Consider the following 280-nt stretch of genomic DNA (forward strand, 5'->3'; position numbering starts at 1 on the left):
AGTTTTACCGGAATGTTTAATTAAACAACCGAGTGAACTTGAGAAGTCAAAGAATTCATTTCGATGACCTTTTATAGAGGTGAATAAGAAGCGAAGAGTACGAGACGGCAAGTTCTTAAGTAGCGGAATGTACATTTGAAGGGTACATGAGCAACGCAGAGAACGAAGCCAACGAAGTATTCTGAAGCTTATGATTTACCGTAAGGTTAAGCTATAAAGGGCGCACGGTGGATGCCTTGGCACTAGGAGCCGAAGAAGGACGGGACGAACACCGATATGC

Annotated in this window: 1 rRNA gene; it reads left to right on the top strand. The window is 43.6% G+C overall.

The annotated features are described in order from the left end of the window. Positions 1-204 precede the first annotated feature (204 nt). Positions 205-280: ribosomal RNA gene (locus KH400_RS23795) — 23S ribosomal RNA — on the top strand; the annotation flags it as partial.

The sequence above is a fragment of the Desertibacillus haloalkaliphilus genome (genome assembly GCF_019039105.1).
Classification (GTDB): Bacteria; Bacillota; Bacilli; order Bacillales; family KJ1-10-99; genus Desertibacillus; species Desertibacillus haloalkaliphilus.